Below are 18,388 nucleotides of genomic sequence, written 5' to 3' on the forward strand. Positions count from 1 at the left end.
ACATAAGGCCAGGCCCTTGATGGGCCTGGCCTTAGTGATATGGGAGGTGCGTTGGTTAAGTGATGAGAGCGGGGCTGAGGTGCTTCTCGCCGTAGACGACGATCAGGTCACCGACCTGCTGCCGGGACGTCTCCCGCCAGCCGAGCTTCTCATACAGCGACATGGCGGCCTGCTGGTTGAGCGTGGTGTCCCCCCGCACGGTGCGGAAGCCCAGCTCGGTGGCGCGCTGTTCGAGCCTGGCGACCATCGTGGCCGCGAAACCCCTGCGCTGGAACTCCGGATGCACGCGGAGCCTGCACATCTCCGCGACGGCCGCGTCGATCGGGCGAAGTCCTGCCATCGCCACGACCCTGCCGCCGTCGACCTCCCCTACGAGAAAGTCCCCGCCTGCGGCGAGATAGATCTCGTGAATCCTCGGGAAGTCGTCCTCGTAATAGACCCCGTCCCCTGGAGCCAGCCCGACTTCGGCGAGACAGATCTGGTGCAATGCCCAGACGGCCTCAAGATCGGACCAGCGATACCTCCTGATCTTCAGCGTCATGCAAGATTCCCTCTTCCGTCGAACACCGCGGTGGTAGGCCGCATCTCGTCGCGGAAATCCTGCCAGCCAGGCACGACGTCGCCGTACTTGCCCTGGATGACCTTTTCCAGGTCTCCGGCTCTCCGCATGATGATGTCGGTCCGATACTCCGGATCGACGAGGCGCAACGCCTCGACGGCCATGCGCACCGCTTCCTCGGGATCACCCTCAAGGAAACGACACTGCGCGCGGTCGAACCTGATCAGCGTCTGGTCGAGCAGATCGCCGGAGTACTTCTCCAGCGCCTGTTCAAGAATGACCTCCGCCTCCAGGGTCTGGCCGAGCTTGGTCAGCACGTCACCCTGGTAGAAGTAGAGCTGACGTTCGGTGTAGCCGAAGGTGGCATCCTCCTGCTCGTGGCTGCCCAGCTGGGCGAACGCGGCCCTCGCCCGCGAAAGCGCCCGCTTGGCCTGGTCGACGACGTCCTTCTTGCCGTTGCCCGAGAGCATGGCAAGCGCCCTGGCCTCGACGACCGGTGCCATGGCCTGAGCCGCACAGGACGTCTGCCCTGCCAGGTCGCGACTCTTCTTGGCCAGATTGAGTGCCTCGCGCGGGTCCCCGTAGTAGAGCGGGACCAGCGCCTCACGTGCTGTCACCCATGCCCGGAGCGCGCGGTCGCCGGTTTCGTCGGCGGCGGTGCGTCCGGTGCGGAAGAACGACCTGGCGAGCCTGTGGTCGCCCAGGTCGATCATGATCATCCCGCTGAGACCCGCAAGCTGCGCGGACATCCGGCACAGCCTCTCCTGCAGGTCGACGGGCTGTCGACGGTCGATGGCCTTCCGAACAGCGCTGAACTCCAGCAATACGTCGCAGAGCAGCCGGAGTGGTGGAGTGTTCATGTACTGACGGCCGAAGCCGACGGTTGATTCCTCCCACTGGTCCAGCATCGCCGGCGAGACACTGGCCGACACCAGGGTGTCGTCCATGCGCCGCCTGATGCCTTCGACAGCGCCCAGCACTTGGCCGTCCAGCGCGACGCCAGTGCCGGCAAGGAGCTGTAAAAGCGTCCTCCGTAGCACGTTCTCGTCCTCCTCGCCCCCACTCGCGGAGGGGTCGCTGCTGATCGGCTGGATCCACAGCTCGCGCGAGTTAGGGGGAATGTCGGGTCTTCCCTCTTGGAGGTCGCCTCGGACGACACCGGGCATCCGATGGCCGTGGCCGCAGATGCACGGGCCCTCGTATCCGAGGGCGACCGGTTCAACCCGGTAGACGGAGCACAGATAGTGGAGATACTCGGGCCCCGGCCTCTTCAGTCCGCTCTCGTAGGCGGACAGCAGCGTCTCCCCGATTCCTGGCGGAGGCTTCTCGTCGCGCTCGAACAGCGCCCTGACCTGCTCGATGACATCGGCTAGGGCGATGCCGTGCGATAGACGATGGCTTTTGATCTTGGTCGTGCCGAACTGCGGGCTGCACGCCTCATGGATCTCCTCAGCGATCTGAGGAGACGTGCGACCTGCGGCGAGACCCTTGGCTCTGATCCGCCGGGCTATCTCCGTTTCCCTGTGCTGCCTGCCGGACATACCGGCCCCTCTCTCGTGAGCAGCTGGGCGGGCTGACTCACATGTCCCGACCGGTCCACTTCCGCTGACGCAGCGTAGCTTTCGGGTTGCACTGCGCCTACTGAGAATGATGGACCATGCATGACAGGTTGAAAATGTGCCCTTGAAGCTTACGGTTAAGAATCCTCCGCCGCCGGGCTGTTTCTTAATACCCGCTTGGGACAAGGCCCATCCTCGTGACCCCCTAAGTCGCGTTGACCGCCGCCCCCTAGTGGGCGATGGTTGGCCAACCAGCAACGATTCGAGGGAGGGTCACGAGGTGGGGGACGACAATTTCGGTCACCTGGAGCGCCTGGTGCAAGAGCTCGGCGATCGCGGGCTGCTCGCTCGGGTGGTGCGCACATCGTCCGGACGGCTGTTCGTTCGAGTGATCAACCCCAACGCGACCAGCCTCGCCGAGAACGTCACCTGCCGCGCGACCACGGTGCCCGACGAGCTTCGCGACTGGTGGTACTGCTGGTCCTGGGGGGAGCCCATGCACACGGCCGACGATCCGGCCGGTGCCGCGACCAAGGTCGCACGCGTGCTTGCCGCGGTGGGAGAGTGAGGCAGGCGGTGACCCGGATGAAGCGCAGTCATCTCGGCTCATCGCTCCCGTCGCGGTCACACGGAACCGGCGGAGTGTCCGGTGCGGAGGGCCTCGTCACAGAGCCCCAGGCCGCTCCGCCGGTTCCGTATCATCTCTGCGCGTTTCACCTCTGCGCCCCGAAGGCGGGATCGGCGCAGGCCTCCGTGCGGGAGGCTTCGCCCGATCCGTCGCGCGAGCATCTCGCACGATCCGCTTCGCCCGCCGTACTCCCGGGATCCGGTGAGGTCACGGTGGGTCACAGCTCGCACGGCGGCGACGTCGTGCGGACAGAGCCGCTCTCCGGGTCAGCCCGGGGGGCGTTCGGGGGATCCCTCCCGGAAACGGCACGGGACATGCTTCCGGGTGTGTGTCCCGTCCGAGCCGTCCGTCACCGGAGCGTCAGGTCCCGCCCTCCGCGGCCCCGGTACCTGACGACCCCGTCTTCCCCGGCGTGATGTGACGGCGGCCGGTTCGATCGGCGGAGGGCATGGGTCATAACAGCCTAAAATCCCTTTGCCGATCGAACTGCTTCCGGAGGGGATCTACCTCGTGTTTTTCGCGCCGACGCCGTCGCCGACGCCCAGTAGTACGACATCGCCCACTGCTCCGTCGTTCGACCCGTTCGACACCGAGACGGCGGTCAGCAATGTGGAGGGATGGGTGAAGGACTTCCTGCCGGGCGGCGTCTACGCCACCATCGTCGCGGGCGCGATCATCATCGTGGTCATCCTGGTCCTGGCCTTCGTCGTACGCGGCCTGGCGCACCGGCTGATCAGCCGGATCGTCAACCGGGCCGGGTCCGGCACCTCGATCACCGGCAGGCTGCGCCGCAACCCCGGCGCCACCGACGGCATCGACGCCCTCCTGCACGAACGCCGCAAGCAGCGCGCCGAGACCATGGGCTCGGTCCTGCGGCACATCACCTCGATCGTCATCATGGGCATCGCGATCCTCACCGTCCTGGAACGGCTCTCGGTCCCGATCGCCCCCCTGCTCACCAGCGTCGGCATCCTCGGCGTCGCCATCGGCTTCGGCGCGCAGGAACTCGTCAAGGACTTCATCGCCGGAATGTTCATGCTGATGGAGGACCAGTACGGCGTGGGCGACGTCATCGACGCCGGAGCCGCCATCGGCACCGTCGAGGCCGTCACCCTGCGCGTCACCCGCCTGCGCGACCCCGACGGCCGCGTCTGGTACGTGCGCAACGGCACCATCACCCGCGTCGGCAACGAGTCGCAGGGCTGGTCCCGCGCCTACCTCGACGTGCCGGTCGGCTACGACGCCGACATCCCCGCCGTGCGGGAGGTGCTCAACGAGGTCGCCGAGCAGATGTGGGAGGACACCGAGTACAAGGAGTCGGTGATCGTCGAACAGCCGGTCGTGTGGGGCCTCGAACAGCTCTCCGACACTTCGATGATCTTCCGCATCTCGGCGAAGACCGTACCGTCACGCCAGGCCGAGGTCGCCCGCGAACTCCGCATCCGCGTCAAGACGGCGCTGGACAGGGCGGGCATCGCGATCACGGCGTAGGCGGCCGGGGTGGGGACGTGGTCGCCTGCGGCCGGGTCGAGGTGGCGGGCGACCTGGCGGAGATCGCCATCTCAGGCTCGGGCGGGGTCGCCTGCGGCCGGTATGGTGTGGCGGGCGACCGCGTAGATCGCCCGAGGCCGGTGCGACGCGGTGGGCGACCTGGCGGGCATCGCCATCACCGCGTAGACCATAGGCTTGGAAGGTGACCGAGCCCTCCTCACCCGCATCCTCCTTCTACGACGCCGTCGGGGGCGAAGAGACCTTCCGGCGGCTCGTGCACCGCTTCTACGAAGGCGTCGCGAGCGATCCGATCCTCCGCCCGATGTACCCGGAGGACGACCTCGACGGGGCCGAGGACCGGCTGCGCCTGTTCCTCATCCAGTACTGGGGCGGCCCCAACACCTACAGCCAGGAGCGAGGCCATCCGCGCCTCCGCATGCGCCACAACCCGTTCGTCATCGACACCGCCGCCCGCGACGCCTGGCTGCAGCACATGCACGACGCCGTGCAGTCCCTCGGTCTTGACGCCGAGCACGAGACCCGGCTGTGGGACTACCTTGTTTACGCGGCCCAGAGCATGGTCAACGCGCACGGGTGACGCGGGCGGGGGCGTATGGCTGGGCGCTGGGTTGCTGCGCGCCTGGTCGGCTGCCGAGCTGAACGGTGGGTACGCATAGCCCGACTGCCGAGCCGGGTGGCGGCGCGCATAACCGGCTGTCCTCCGGGGCAAGGCATCGCGTATGGACATCCCCTGGTGGCGTGACGCCGTCGTCTATGAGATCTACGTCCGCAGTTTCGCCGACGCGTCGGGCGACGGCATCGGCGATCTGGCGGGCATACGCTCGCGCCTGCCGTACCTCGCCGAGTTGGGTGTGGACGCCATCTGGCTCACCCCGTTCTACACCTCGCCCATGGCGGACGGCGGGTATGACGTGGCCGACTACCGCGATGTCGATCCGATGTTCGGCACGCTGGCCGACTTCGACGCCATGGTGGGCGACGCGCACGCGCTCGGGTTGAAGGTCATCGTGGACATCGTGCCCAACCACAGCTCCTCGGCCCATCCATGGTTCCAGGAGGCGCTACGCGGGGTGGGCCGCGACCGCTACATGTTCCACGAGCCGGACGGTTTCCAGGAGTCGGGCGCCTCCCACGAGCCGGACGATTCTCACGCGACGGGCGCCTCCCACGAGCCGGACGATTCTCACGCGAAGGACCGCGACGCCCCTCCCAACGACTGGCAGTCCACCTTCGGCGGCTCCGCCTGGACGCGTACGCCCGACGGCCGCTGGTACCTGCATCTGTTCGCCCCCGAGCAGCCGGACTTCAACTGGCGCAACCCCGTCGTGCATGCCGAGTTCCTGGACGTCCTGCGCTTCTGGCTGGACCGCGGCGTCGACGGCTTCCGTATCGACGTCGCCATGGGCCTCTACAAGGCCGAGGGCCTGCCGGACATAGGCGATCAGTCGTTCAAGTCCGTATCGCCGATCTGGGGCCGTCCAGAGGTGCACGAGGTGTACCGGGAGTGGCGCAAGGTCCTCGACTCCTACCCCGGCGAACGCATGGCCGTAGGTGAGGTGTGGACCGACTCCCCCGAGGACCTCGCCCTCTACGTCAGACCGGACGAACTCCACCAAAGCTTCAACTTCGCCTGGCTTGAAGCCCCCTGGTCCCCCACCGCCTTCCGCACGGTCATCGACAACACCCTCGCCACCGTCCCGTTCGCCACCTGGGTCCTGTCCAACCACGACGTCGTACGGCACCGCACCCGCTACGGCACCGAGGAGCCCGGCACCGGCCTCATGCGGGCCAAGGCCGCCCTGCTGACCATGCTCGCACTGCCCGGCTCGGCGTACCTCTACCAGGGTGAGGAGCTCGGCCTTCCGGAGGTGAAGGACATTCCGGCCGAGGCGCGCCAGGACCCGATCTTCTTCCAGTCCGGCGGCACCCTGCCCGGCCGCGACGGCTGCCGCGTCCCCCTCCCCTGGTCCGGCGACGCCCCACCGTACGGCTTCGCACCGCAGGGCAGTACGCCATGGTTGCCGCAGCCCGCCGAGTTCGCCGATCTCAGCGCCGCACACCAGGACGGGGACCCGTCCTCGACGCTGGAGTTCTACCGCGAGGCCCTCGCCATACGCCGTGACCTTCGCGAATGGCTCCCTTACCACCTGGAGTGGCTGGACTCCCCCGAAGGTTCACTTTTCTTCGCCCGTGGGCCGTTGATCTGCGCCATCAACTGCGGTCTCGGCCCTGTGCCGCTTCCCCCGCACAGCCGTGTCGTCATGGCCAGCGCCGCACTGCCCGACGACGGCTTTCTTCCCCCCGACACCGCCGTCTGGCTTCACGTCAAGCGATAGGTCGATCACATACTGTGATCATCATGAAACGCCTGATCTTCATCATGCCCATAGCCGTCCTGTCCCTGCTGGGCGCCGCCGCCCCCAGCGGCCCCTGCGCCTGCTCCGAAGGCCGCCTGTGCACGTGGGAGTCGCCGTACTACAGCGGCTCCCACGAGGAACACCCCGAAGGCGACCACACCCACACCGGCGAAACCACCGTCACCCGCTCCATCCTCAACAAGACCCTCACCACAGTCACGGTGACCGGGCAACTCGCCGGCAACCCGGCGACACCGAAGTCGTTCTGCCTGGACCCGTTCGAGGGGGTACAGGACACCAAGGGCGCATTCCTGGTGGAGTCAGTCACCACCAGCACCACGGCCTGCACACCGTAGGCCTCTTTGGCAGGCTGCGCTTCCTGGGGTTTCTTGGGGCTCCTCGGGGCTCCTTGGGCTCCTCGGGGCTCCTTGGGCTCCTTGGGCTCCTTGGGCTCCTTGGGCTCCTTGGGCAGCCTGCGCTTCTTCGAGCTTCCCGACAGCCTGCGCTCCTCGGGGCTCCTTGGGCTCGGGAAACTACGCTTCGTAGGACTCTCCGGGCGGGCTACGCCTCTTGGGCTCCTTGGGCTTCGGGTAGCCTGCGCCTCTTCGGGCTTCCCGACAGCCTGCGGTCCATAGGGCGTTCCGACAGGCTGTGCTCCTTGGGGCATTCCGGCGGCTTGCGCTCCTTTGGGCTTTGGCAGGGTGGGGCGCCCATTCGGTGACAGCCCGCGCGGCCTGCGCGGGGGTGGCGCTGCGTCTGACGCCTACCGTCGCATTGTGTTGGGCGCTCCTAGAGCTCTCCGACCGCCTGCACCCTTGGAGCTCCTCACGGAGTGAGCCGCCCCGCCCGACACAACCCAGGCGATCTGCACGGACGCGACACCGTGGCGGACGCCCCCTGCCGAGCGCCATCAGGGCTCCCATCGGGGTGAGCTGCTCCTCCAGTGACATGTTGCACGACCTGGGCGAATGCGTCGCTGCAGCTGACGTCTACCCCATTCCGTTCGGCGCTCTCATGGGAGCTCCTGGCGGGGTGAGTGGCGTCTTTCTGGAGGAGTGGTGGCACTGGGTAGGCGGGAGTTCTTGGAGGACATTGGACCGCCTACCTGGAGCCGTTGAAACAGGTGCAGGTGCAGGACACCTGGAGTGCCATCTTGGTGAAGCCGACGAGGCATCAGCAGTCCGAAACCTGCACCGTTCGGACCTGCCCCCTGGAGCTGGGGCACTGGGGCTTGAGAACTGGGGCTTGGGACCCTGGGCCCCGGGGGCCCGGGGGCCCGGGGGCCCGGGGGCCTGGAGCCCGAGGCCTGGAAGCCCGAGGCCTGAAGCCCTGGGGGCTTGAGGGCTGAGGGCTGAGGGCTGAGGGCTTGGGCCCGGGGCTTGAGGGCTTGGGCCCAGGGGCCTTAGGGCTTGAGAGCCCAGGGGCTTGGGAGCTTGAGGCTTGGCTCCTTGAGGGCCTGGAGCCCGCGCGACCTGCTTAGACGTCTGGCCGACCTGCCTCCCAAGCCCCCTGTGCCCTGGCGCCCTTGGGACTCCCACCAGAACGAGCCACCCGCCAGCGATGTCCCGCCTCCATCTCCCCAGACCACATCAGGATCGACGCCAAGCTCGGCCCCAGACTCCGCCCCAGCCCCCGCCGGAAGGCCTTGAGCTCAAACACCCACCCCGACCAGCGCTAACAAGCACCCCACCAAGCAGTAACTCACGCGACCACAGCCCATCCCCCGCCGACTTCAGGCCACGCAGTAACGCTTGAGATAGTCCAGCTCCTCCTGCACCAGTCGCCTCGGCCGCGACTCCGCCACGTCATACGCGACCATCACCGACGACGCGGCGACAAACACCTCACGCTCATCCCGAATCTCATAATGCAAGGTGAACCGAACCGCCCGAACCTCACTCACCCACGTCTCCACACGCACCGGCTCAACCCGAAACGTCAAAGGCCGCCGATAATCAATCTCATGCCGAGAAACAACAAGCCCCCGATAAGGCTCCCGCCCCTCTTTAACGGGATCGACATAAAACATCGCCGCCCGCGCATCTTCCAGATAGTCAAAGAACCGCACATTGTTTACATGCCCCAGCGAATCAATATCCGCAAACCGCACGGCCCGCTGATAAACATGCCGCCCAACACCAAGACCCGAGTCAACCATCCGGCCAAACTACCGGGTCCCCGAGGCTACTCACGTCTTGGGTGAGCGAAGAACCTCAGCAACGTCAACGCCGAGGACGACCAACTCCCGGAGGACTACCAACTCCCAAGGCCGGGCTCACACCTGAGGTCGGGCTGAGGCTAGCCCGCCGGTCCCTCAACGACTCACCCCTGACGCCCCCCACCTTCCCCTCCCTCGCTCCCGCCTTCCCTCCCCTCTCCCGCTCACGATCTCCCGCCCACCCATCCCCATCCGCCCGCCCGCCTGTCCACCCGTCCATTCACCTACGCACCAATCCACCTACGCACCAATGTGTCCATGCGCCCACCATGACGACTCGATCGAGACAACCAGCCCATAGCCACACCCCCACGACGACTCGCCCATAGCCAGTCGCCCAAGCCATGACCGTTCGCCCACACCGTCTACCCCCGCCCCGTCCGTCTGCCTCCACAGGCGAAGTCCACTGGAGAAGCGTCCCTTCAGCAGACCTCAACCACGCTCCCACGGAGGCGCAGGGAACGGCTTGCCGTAGTGGTTAGCCCTAGAGACTTGCGCACTGGTTCGCCGTAGAGGTTGCACAGAGGTTCGCCGTACTGGTTCACCATTGGGCTCGCCGTACCGGCCGACGCAAGGACCGGGACGAGCCGTGCGAGTGTCGTGATGTCGGCATGGTTCACCATTGGGCTTGCCGTACCGGCCAACTCAAGAGCCGCCTCACACCCCACTCCCACCCACGCCAACTACACATCTCCGCAAGCGACTCCTCCCCCATCCCGCCCTTCCATCCGCAAGCCCCTCCCTCAACACCAGCCCCCACCCCGACACAAACAGCCAGCTCGACGCAGACAGCCGGCCCCGCAGTGCAGACGACCTTGCCCCCCGACTGCCCCGCCCCTCCTCACGCCGCCGTTCCCCGAGCGCACTCCGCTCATCTCTCCCACTACCGCACCCGAAACCAACACATCCCACCGCCCCCACCGCCGATCCACCCATTGGACCCAACCGCACGCCACCTCCACACATCCACACCCCCGCCTCCCCCAACGCCCCCGCCACACCCACACCCACACCCACACCCACACCCACACCCACCAAAGCGAAACTCCCCCGCCAACCCACCGACGGAGGAGCAACGCCACGCCACACAGAACCCAATCAGCCGATCAGTCCCGATGCAGCTTCCGATAAGTAACCCGGTGAGGCCGAGCCGCGTCGGCGCCCAGCCGCTCGATCTTGTTCTTCTCGTAGTCGGCGAAGTTGCCCTCGAACCAGTACCAGTTCGAGCCTTCCTCCCACGCCAGAATGTGTGTCGCGATCCGGTCCAGGAACCACCGGTCGTGCGAGGTGATCACAGCACAGCCGGGGAAGTCGAGCAGTGCGTTCTCCAGCGAGGACAGCGTCTCGGTGTCGAGGTCGTTGGTCGGCTCGTCCAGCAGCAGAACGTTGCCACCCTGCTTCAGCGTGAGCGCCAGGTTGAGCCGGTTGCGCTCGCCACCGGACAGCACGCCGGACTTCTTCTGCTGATCCGGACCCTTGAACCCGAACGCCGCGATATACGCCCTGGACGGCATCTCGACATGACCGACCTTGATGTAGTCGAGCCCGTCGGAAACGACTTCCCAGACGTTCTTCTGCGGGTCGATGCCACCACGGCTCTGGTCCGCGTACGAGATCTTGACCGTGTCGCCGATGATGATCTTTCCGGCGTCCGGCTTCTCTCCACCCGTGATCATCTTGAACAGCGTCGTCTTACCGACACCGTTGGGACCGATCACACCGACAATGCCGTTACGGGGCAGATCGAACGTCAGCCCCTCCATCAGCACCCGGTCCTCGAACCCCTTGGTGAGCTGCTCCGCCTTGATCACCGTCGTGCCCAGACGCGGGCCCGGCGGAATCTGGATCTCCTCGAAGTCGAGCTTGCGGTGCTTGTCCGCCTCGGCGGCCATCTCCTCATAACGCTGGAGACGTGCCTTGCTCTTGGTCTGACGCGCCTTCGGATTGGAGCGAACCCACTCAAGCTCATCCTCAAGCCGCTTCTTGCGCTTGACGTCCTTCTGGCCTTCGACCTTCAGACGCTGCGCCTTGGCTTCGAGGTAGGTGGAGTAGTTGCCCTCGTACGGGTAACAACGTCCGCGGTCGAGCTCCAGGATCCAGGTGGCCACATTGTCGAGGAAGTACCGGTCGTGGGTCACGGCCAGCACAGTCCCCGGGTACTTCTCCAGATGCTGCTCCAGCCACTGCACACTCTCGGCGTCGAGGTGGTTGGTGGGCTCGTCGAGCAGCAGCAGGTCAGGCGCCTCAAGCAGCAGCTTGCACAGCGCCACGCGGCGACGCTCACCACCGGACAACTGTGACACATCGGCGTCGGGCGGCGGGCAGCGCAGCGCGTCCATAGCCTGTTCGAGCTGGCTGTCGAGGTCCCAGGCGTTGCGGTGGTCAAGCTGGTCCTGCAGCTTGCCCATCTCCGCCAGCAGATCGTCGCTGTAGTCGGTCGCCATCAGATCGGCGATCTCGTTGAACCTGTCGAGCATCGCCTTGGTCTCGGCGACCCCCTCCTCGACATTGCCCAGCACGGTCTTCGACTCGTTGAGCGGCGGCTCCTGCTGCAACATGCCGACGGTGAACCCCGGCATCAGCTTGGCATCGCCGTTGGAGGGCTGCTCCAAACCGGCCATCATCTTGAGCAGCGTCGACTTGCCGGTGCCGTTAGGACCGAGCACTCCGATCTTGGCTCCGGGAAGAAACGACAGCGTGACGTCGTCGAGGACAACCTTGTCTCCGTGCGCCTTGCGCACACGCTGCAACGTGTAGATGTACTCGGCCATGCCCTCTAGCTTAGGGCGTCCCCATAGCCCTTCCACCCGCCCACTCCAACCCCCAACACCCCCAAAACCCCCAAGTACGGCAAGCCCTCCCCAGCGCCTCCCCAGTCACCCCCACCGCATCCGAAGGGACGCTCCTCTCACGACTCCGCTCCCCACCCCAACGCCCCCCGTTCAGCCCGCACCTCCCCAATCAGGCGACAGGCGACAGGCGACGAAGAGCCTCGCCCACGCCGCACATCCTCCTCACCCTCCAGTGATCAACGGCGCCAGCAACAACCGAACGAAGACCAGATTCACCACCACATGAATGAAGACGATCGCCCAAATGTTGCGATACCGGGCCCACAGATACCCCTGCATCACCCCGAACACCCCTTGAAAAGCCACGATCGAAGCCACCCCCAACAAGGGTGCGTCAAGATCAACCCGAGACGAATGCATAGCCGCGAACAGCAACGCCGACCCCAAAATCGCCACCCACCGCCCGTACAGCACCTCCAGCCTCGTCTGCAGCCACCCGCGATAGAACACCTCCTCCAGCACCCCAGCCGTCAGCAATGTGAAGACCGAGGCCACAACAAGCGTCACCATGTCCGGCAAGTCCGGCGAAGCAGGCACCGCCAACGGCCCCACCTGCGACAGCACGAACCACGCGACCACCGCAGGAACCGGCGCAAGCCAAGCAACCGGCACCGGAATCGCCCCGGCCCTGGCTCCATCCCCCCTGATCACCCGGAACGCCACCAACGGCACCACCAGCAGCAACACCACCTTCACCACCGCATACAGCAGCCCCATATCCGGCCACACCAACTGCACGAACGCGAACACCAGCGCCAGCCCAACCAGCAGCCACGCCTCCCTGAGAAGACGCCGACGAGGCAAGTCCACCAACGGCAACGGCACATCCCGCTTGGCGGCCACCAGCCAAGCCAGCCCCATCGCAGCCGCCGCAGGCACCACAGCCCCCCACAAGGAGAGCCGGTAAGCACCCGGATCAGTAGACGTGACGATCTCGCCATGCCCAGTAGCCACCAGCCATCCATAGGCAAGGACGAATACCGCCACCCCTGCCCCAACAACCCAACTCCGAGAAGAACCCATACAACGATCCTCCTCCGCCCCGAACCGCCCAACCTCCCCCTCAAGCCCGGTCACCAAGTCATCCTTTGTATGCGCCCCAGACTCCTCCCCAGGCACCCCTCAAAGCCCCACCAGGAACAACCGCCCCCACACACAACTCACCCGCGAACCGGTCAGGCGGAAGCGTCCTCAGCAGAAGTCGTCTCCGTCTTGGGCGGACGCGAAGGCTGAGGAAGCTGAGGCTGAGCCGGTAGGCAGATACGGTCGCGCCCAAGCTCCTTCGCCCGATACAACGCCAGGTCAGCAGCCGCAAGAAGCTCGATGAGGTCATTGCCGTGCGTCGTCATGAGCGCCACGCCGGCAGAAATCGTAACGGTGATCATGGCATCGTCAGCGGGTACGGCCATCCGACCGATCCGAGTACGGAGTCGCTCAGCCACTCGGCGGGCCTCAGAGATGTCCGCCCTGGGCAGCAGCACCACGAACTCCTCGCCGCCGAATCGCCCGACGACGTCGTAGTCACGCAACTGACTACGCAATGTGGCGGCCACACCGATCAACACCTGGTCGCCCACCAAATGACCATAGGTATCGTTCACGCGCTTGAAGTGATCGATGTCGATGATGAGCAGCGCAAGCGTCTCCCCAGTACGGCGAGCCCGAACGATCTCGGTATCGGCCTCACGTTGCCAAGCCGCAGCGTTGAGCAACCCGGTCTTGGGATCAGTCCTGGCGGCGGCCTGGAGCTGAGCGTGCAAGAGGCTTCGCTGCAGCAGCACCACGGGCGGCAGGGTCAACACGAGAAGCGCAAGATTCAGGCCGCAGGCGATGGCGACCATGATGCCGAGGCAGAGCTCCACGACGTCCAGGAGCGCGCTCTCCCGATCCCAGAGCACCTCACGCCAGCGTATGTCCGGGTCGGCGGTATGCGCGGCGATGGCGATCAGCCCCGTATTGAGCAGAGCGAACAACGCGGCACACCCGATCGCCAACGCGATGGACGCCCCCTTGCCGCTCGACAACACCGAGATGTCGGGAACCGCAGTGTGAAACACCACCGACGCCGTGCACGCCGCCAGGCCGATCGCCGCCGAACTGAACACACGCCGGTAGAGCACCGTGGCTCTGACCCGTACTTGCAGCAGCGCCTGGAGCAGGATCGGTGCGAACAACGCATAGACCGGCGGCAGCAACAACGCCACCGGCAACCACCAGGCGGACAGGAGATCGCGAGCCACGCCCGCCGGCATCCCCAGACGCCTGGTCGCCTCTATGCAGACCGCACCACATCCCATCAACGCCGCAAAGGTCAGCAGGTCAGGCCAACGAAAGGGGGCCGATGCCACGAAGTACACGATGGCGACAAGATCCAGCGCTACGATCCCGCTGATATAGGCGACGAGCGCACGGCGCTGCCCCAGGAGTGGCCACCGGCCAGCCAGGGTGGACACACCGTCACGAGGCTGGACCGAGGTGTGACTGGTCGCCGCCATCTCGCCTCCTACTCGACTAACGATGTGTAACACAATAGTTGCGGAGTGTGCGTCGCGCGACGGGAACCGCTACCTTTGGCAGCGTGGCCACGTGTGACCAGCGGCCACCGACAGGGGACCGCCCACACCGCGGGCGGACCGTGCGGGAAAGGAGCCAGCCATGGTGCGGGGCGTGACCTGGACCTGACAGGTGCTCTAACCAGCTGACGAAAGCACCATCGGCCGATCCCCCGGGACTCCGGCAGGCCTAGCCACCGGGATCCAGCGTGCGGCCGATGCCCCCGCCCTCCACGTTGCGCTTCGTCATGCCCAAAAACCAATCTCTGCCACCTTCCCTCATCTCCTCCCCCAACCGCCACCCCTGCGCCTTTCTTCTCTCCTTTTTCTCCAGTGAATTCCTCCCCCGTATAGCTACCGGTGTCGGGATAGGCAATCGGTATGGACATCCGGAACACCCTCGGTATCACCTCGATCGACGACCACAACGCCGGTATGTGCATTTGTTGCGAACGCCCGCTCAACCACTCCGATTGAGCAGCACAGGCGGAGCGCCCCAAGCCCCAGCCGTTCACAAAACGGACACTCGGGATCCTCGTCACACAAGAGTTGACCTGCCACCAGCAAAAGACCTCAAAGGTAAACCCCCTTCCTGGACGCAAACCCTCAAGCATGAAGCCCTACGGGCCGAACACCTTCAGGGCCACACCAGCCAGGCCTCAACACCCGCCCCGAAAGCCGAAGGCCAACTTCGACCCGCCGTCCAGCCACCCCGGTGACCGCCCAGCCCCCCGGCGACGCGATGTCTCATCCCGGACTGCGGTAGCGACTGAAAACTCCGCTCCAGGAACAACACTGAGCGAGCGGCACTGCAGCGCACCCCAAAGGCTTGAGGACGCTTGCAAGCGTTGACTACGCGCGAACCCCCTGACGCCGTAAGCAACCAACCCACCCTTAGCCACGTCACGGCGTCACAGCAGCGATTGTGCTGGATGCACGCACCTACTGCAGTCGGCGAACGACGCTTCCCCGGTAGGTAGGCAGCAACGGAAGCCGGCGAAGGAAGACGTAGTGTCGGGAGCACCTCCTGGAGGCAGTGAAGTACGCGTAGCAACACACGGAAGGCGACTACACTTCGGAAGTTCGATGGCGTTTGGGATCAAATGAGCAGATAGATGGCTATTGGCGAGACTGCAGGCGATAGAGGGCTTTGAAGGGTGGTTTCGCTCACTTGTTTCGTGCGACTAGTCGATGAATGTTTGGTATGGCCGTGGTGAGAGGTAGTTGAACGGGCGGGCTGGCGGTTGACGCTGAGGAAATGGGAGTGGGAGCAGGTGCTTGGCGACGTGGTTGTGTGGTTGGACGTGCTATGTGATGAGCGCGGCATTTGGAGGAGTGAGCAGGCCGAGCGGGTAGGCAGGTGAACAGGTGCTCCGAGGTTGAGGGAGTGAGCGAAGGGAGGTGTGGTGGCTCTGGCCCTCTGGAGGCAGGTTGTACAGGGGTTGCGGTTGAGCAGATCGGCTTGCGAGAGGTGGGGATGCAGGGAGCTCAGCAATGCGGAAGGCAGGGGGACGGGCTGGGAGGCTGGATTCGCGATGGATGCAGTGGGTGAGGTGGAAGCGGTAATCGGGATGGAGAGCTGTAGGCGGCATGGGAAGCGGCCGGGTACAGATTCGGGAGCCAGCGCCAAGTACCTCAAGGCCGTCGCCAAGGTGATCGATGACCTGCCTGGCCTGATCGAGTTCTTCAGCTACCCGGCTGAGCACTGGCGGCACCTGCGCACTACGAATCCGATCGAGTCGACGTTTGAGACCGTCCGGCAACTCACCATTGCCACCAAGGGCCCCGGATCTCGTACCGCCGGCCTGGCCACGGCGTTCAAGCTCATCGAGTCCGCCCAGGCCCGTCCGCGCCTGGTGAACGCACCGCACCTCGCCGCGCTCGCACGCGCCGGAGCCCAGTTCACGAACGGCAGGCTCGTCGAACGACCGGCGAAGGCGGCCGCGTGAGCACCTCCCCTCACCCGGCCAGCGACGGCCCCGGCTGGCCCGCCGACAAGCTGACCGCGCTGCGACTCGGCCAGCCGCTGGTCACAGAAGTCCCGGCGTCCGGACCCACTCGGCGAGCTTTCGTCACCATCACCCCACAGACCACGCCCGCCGACACCCACGCACGCATGCAGGGATGGAAACGCGCCGACCACACGCGCACCTTCCTCCTAAAGCACTGGGACTACGACGCCAGCCTCCTCGACGGCTTCGACTACGACCTCGGAGCCGCCCTCATCCGGGACACCACAGCCACCGGCGAGCCGCAGCTACTCACCACGATCCAGGCATGGGGCCTGCACCCCGACCAGTTCCTCTACCCCTGGCAGACCGACGACCCCAGATAACCCTCGAGCACACGGCCCACCCACAGGTCTTGGCTATTCCTCCAGATTCAGCGCCATGGTGGGGGTGCAGAAGAGAGGTGAGTGGGTGGGTTACACATTCCTGGGGCTGCAGCACGAAGTCGGGTGCTAGGGGCCGCCGGTGATGAGCCTGCATGGCTGAGTCTGTGAGCGCTGAGGGTGTGGGGACTGAGCCTGCAGGGCTGAGCGTGTGAGTGCTGAGCGTGCGGCGGCTGAGTCTGGGGGTTGAGCCTGTGGATACGGGCCAACCCCGGTGGGTTTTGTTAGGCGGCGGGCTGTTCCTCTGTGGGCCACTTTTCTTCGCCGTCGTCCTCGTGGTTGGTGTTGCCTGCGTCTCCTGGGGATTCGGAGTGGGCGGCGGTTCTGAGGAGTTCGAGGGGGGCCAGCGTGGGGGTGGTGGATGTGGTGGCCAGGGCCCAGTCGCTGGTGTCGTTGTCGAGGCGGTCTCGGATGTCGGGTGAGAGGCTGCTGGTGCCGGTGCCTCGTTCGGGGCGGGCGAAGGTGCCGATGCCCCAGCGGAGGTCGTGGCCCATGGCCATGGCTTCGATTTCGGGCATGAAGCGGCGGTCACCTTCTGGGCCGAACTCTCGGAAGCGGAGTTTGCCTTGGATGACTACCGGCTGGCCGACTCGTATGGACTGGGCGGCGTTGTCTGCCAGGGCTCGCCAGCAGCGGATGGCGTAGTAGACCGTGTCACCGTCGGTCCATTCTTGGGTCTTCTTGTCGTAGTAGCGGTGGCGGGTGGCGACGCGTAGTGAGGTGACGCGAGCGCCGTCGGGGAATGTGTGCTGGCGTGGCTCGGCGGCGACGTTGCCGGTGATCGTGACGTAGATGTCGTTCATCGCTGTCTCCCATCGGGCGGGTGGGCCGGGATGCCCGTGGGATGAAGGGTGGCTTGGCGGGTGGGGGGCGGGGGACTCCGAGCGGCATTCTGTGGAAGAGGGGGATGCGGGTGGGTGGGGTTGTGGATGAGGGAGGAGAGCTGTGGATGAGGGAGGAGCTTGGAGGGCTGGTGGTGGGAGGCGAGAGGAAGTGGGCCTTGGCGCCGTATGTGAGGGAGCCTGTGTCGCCACACGTCTGCTGAGGGGCGAGGACGGCGAGGGCATGAGGGAGGTGAGGGAGGTGAGGGAGGTGAGGGAGGTGAGGGAGGTGAGGGAGGTGAGGGAGGTGAGGGAGGTGAGGGAGGTGAGGGAGGTGAGGGAGGTGAGGGAGGTGAGGGAGGTGAGGGAGGTGAGGGAGGTGAGGGAGGTGAGGGAGGTGAGGGAGGTGAGGGAGGTGAGGGAGGTGAGGGAGGTGAGGGAGGTGAGGGAGGTGAGGGAGGCGGGAGTCTAGAGGCGGAAGTTTCCTCGCATGGCGAGCTTGGGTGTGGATGGGACGGGGAGCGGCTGGCCTGGAAGGAGGGGTAGAGCAGGCTGGACTGGTGGGGCCGCCGACGTGGCGTAGGGGGTGCGGCCTTGACATACAGCGAGACCAGTGCGAGCTCCGCGCATCCGGCAAGGATGGTCGGAGCGGGGCAGAGCAGGTCGGAGCAGGTCGGGGTGGGGTGGGGTGGGGGAGGTCGATGCGGGCCAGGTCGGGCAAGGAGGGTCAGTGCAAGGCAAGGCAGGTCAGGCCAGGCAAGGATGGTCGGCGCAAGGGCAACGCAGGGCAGGGCAGGTCGGGGCAAGGGTGGTCGGTGCAGTGCAGGTCGAAACGGGGGGCGAGGCGGGCCAGGTCGGGCAAGGACGGTCAGTGCAGGCCAGGTCGAGGCGAGGCGGGGCAGAGCGGGGCAGGGTGGGGCGCAACGTACCCCGGCAGG

At 65.9% G+C, this 18,388-nt stretch carries 14 protein-coding genes and 1 pseudogene; 8 read left to right on the forward strand and 7 right to left on the reverse strand.

Annotated elements, in window-relative coordinates:
- Positions 1 to 55: 55 nt before the first annotated feature.
- Both ACTWNK_RS34535 and ACTWNK_RS34540 read right to left on the reverse strand, forming a co-directional pair.
- The gene (locus ACTWNK_RS34535; RefSeq protein WP_474309106.1) at positions 56 to 541 is read right to left on the reverse strand and encodes a GNAT family N-acetyltransferase; all 486 of its coding nucleotides are present in this window, start codon (positions 539 to 541) and stop codon (positions 56 to 58) included.
- A complete protein-coding gene (locus tag ACTWNK_RS34540) occupies positions 538 to 2,100 on the reverse strand; it encodes an XRE family transcriptional regulator (protein ID WP_474309107.1) in 1,563 nt (520 codons plus the stop codon). The genes ACTWNK_RS34535 and ACTWNK_RS34540 overlap by 4 nt, the downstream gene beginning before the upstream one ends.
- A gap of 298 nt (positions 2,101 to 2,398) precedes the next feature.
- Between ACTWNK_RS34540 and ACTWNK_RS34545 the strand changes: the two genes are divergently transcribed.
- The 5 genes from ACTWNK_RS34545 (at position 2,399) to ACTWNK_RS34565 (ending at position 6,971) form a co-directional block, all read left to right on the forward strand.
- Complete coding sequence (locus ACTWNK_RS34545; RefSeq protein ID WP_474309108.1) at positions 2,399 to 2,686, forward strand: hypothetical protein; 288 nt, start codon at positions 2,399 to 2,401, stop codon at positions 2,684 to 2,686.
- 570 nt (positions 2,687 to 3,256) lie between these two features.
- A complete protein-coding gene (locus tag ACTWNK_RS34550) occupies positions 3,257 to 4,237 on the forward strand; it encodes a mechanosensitive ion channel family protein (RefSeq protein ID WP_474309109.1) in 981 nt (326 codons plus the stop codon).
- 202 nt (positions 4,238 to 4,439) lie between these two features.
- Positions 4,440 to 4,835 carry a globin gene (locus tag ACTWNK_RS34555; protein ID WP_474309110.1) on the forward strand — a complete coding sequence of 132 codons (396 nt, stop codon included), beginning with the start codon at positions 4,440 to 4,442 and terminating at the stop codon, positions 4,833 to 4,835.
- 142 nt (positions 4,836 to 4,977) lie between these two features.
- The gene (locus tag ACTWNK_RS34560) at positions 4,978 to 6,594 is read left to right on the forward strand and encodes a glycoside hydrolase family 13 protein (RefSeq protein ID WP_474309111.1); all 1,617 of its coding nucleotides are present in this window, start codon (positions 4,978 to 4,980) and stop codon (positions 6,592 to 6,594) included.
- Between the two features lie 23 nt (positions 6,595 to 6,617).
- The gene (locus ACTWNK_RS34565) at positions 6,618 to 6,971 is read left to right on the forward strand and encodes a hypothetical protein (protein WP_474309112.1); all 354 of its coding nucleotides are present in this window, start codon (positions 6,618 to 6,620) and stop codon (positions 6,969 to 6,971) included.
- 1,376 nt (positions 6,972 to 8,347) lie between these two features.
- On the opposite strand, the gene ACTWNK_RS34570 is transcribed toward ACTWNK_RS34565, so the two are convergent.
- The 4 genes from ACTWNK_RS34570 to ACTWNK_RS34585 all read right to left on the reverse strand — a co-directional run bounded on the left by ACTWNK_RS34570 (position 8,348) and on the right by ACTWNK_RS34585 (position 14,180).
- The gene (locus ACTWNK_RS34570) at positions 8,348 to 8,773 is read right to left on the reverse strand and encodes an acyl-CoA thioesterase (RefSeq protein WP_474309113.1); all 426 of its coding nucleotides are present in this window, start codon (positions 8,771 to 8,773) and stop codon (positions 8,348 to 8,350) included.
- Positions 8,774 to 9,939: 1,166 nt separating this feature from the next.
- The gene (ettA, locus tag ACTWNK_RS34575; RefSeq protein WP_474309114.1) at positions 9,940 to 11,604 is read right to left on the reverse strand and encodes an energy-dependent translational throttle protein EttA; all 1,665 of its coding nucleotides are present in this window, start codon (positions 11,602 to 11,604) and stop codon (positions 9,940 to 9,942) included.
- Between the two features lie 243 nt (positions 11,605 to 11,847).
- Positions 11,848 to 12,672, reverse strand: coding sequence for a lysostaphin resistance A-like protein (locus tag ACTWNK_RS34580; RefSeq protein WP_474309115.1), 825 nt, complete (start codon positions 12,670 to 12,672; stop codon positions 11,848 to 11,850).
- 188 nt (positions 12,673 to 12,860) lie between these two features.
- A complete protein-coding gene (locus ACTWNK_RS34585) occupies positions 12,861 to 14,180 on the reverse strand; it encodes a GGDEF domain-containing protein (RefSeq protein WP_474309116.1) in 1,320 nt (439 codons plus the stop codon).
- A 1,682-nt stretch (positions 14,181 to 15,862) separates the two neighbouring features.
- On the opposite strand from ACTWNK_RS34585, the pseudogene ACTWNK_RS34590 reads away from it, so the two are divergent.
- Both ACTWNK_RS34590 and ACTWNK_RS34595 read left to right on the forward strand, forming a co-directional pair.
- A pseudogene (locus ACTWNK_RS34590) lies at positions 15,863 to 16,186 on the forward strand (transposase); the annotation flags it as partial.
- Positions 16,183 to 16,572 (forward strand): hypothetical protein, encoded by a 390-nt coding sequence (locus ACTWNK_RS34595; RefSeq protein WP_474309117.1) that lies wholly within the window; start codon positions 16,183 to 16,185, stop codon positions 16,570 to 16,572. The pseudogene ACTWNK_RS34590 and the gene ACTWNK_RS34595, both read left to right, overlap by 4 nt.
- Before the next feature lie 281 nt (positions 16,573 to 16,853).
- Here the strand turns inward: ACTWNK_RS34595 and ACTWNK_RS34600 are convergent, their stop codons facing one another.
- Positions 16,854 to 17,432 (reverse strand): single-stranded DNA-binding protein, encoded by a 579-nt coding sequence (locus ACTWNK_RS34600; protein WP_474309118.1) that lies wholly within the window; start codon positions 17,430 to 17,432, stop codon positions 16,854 to 16,856.
- 262 nt (positions 17,433 to 17,694) lie between these two features.
- On the opposite strand from ACTWNK_RS34600, the gene ACTWNK_RS34605 reads away from it, so the two are divergent.
- Positions 17,695 to 17,922: a hypothetical protein gene (locus ACTWNK_RS34605; protein ID WP_474309119.1), complete on the forward strand. Its 228-nt coding sequence runs from the start codon at positions 17,695 to 17,697 to the stop codon at positions 17,920 to 17,922.
- Positions 17,923 to 18,388 lie beyond the last annotated feature (466 nt).

The organism is Nonomuraea sp. IBHARD001 (assembly GCF_056106265.1).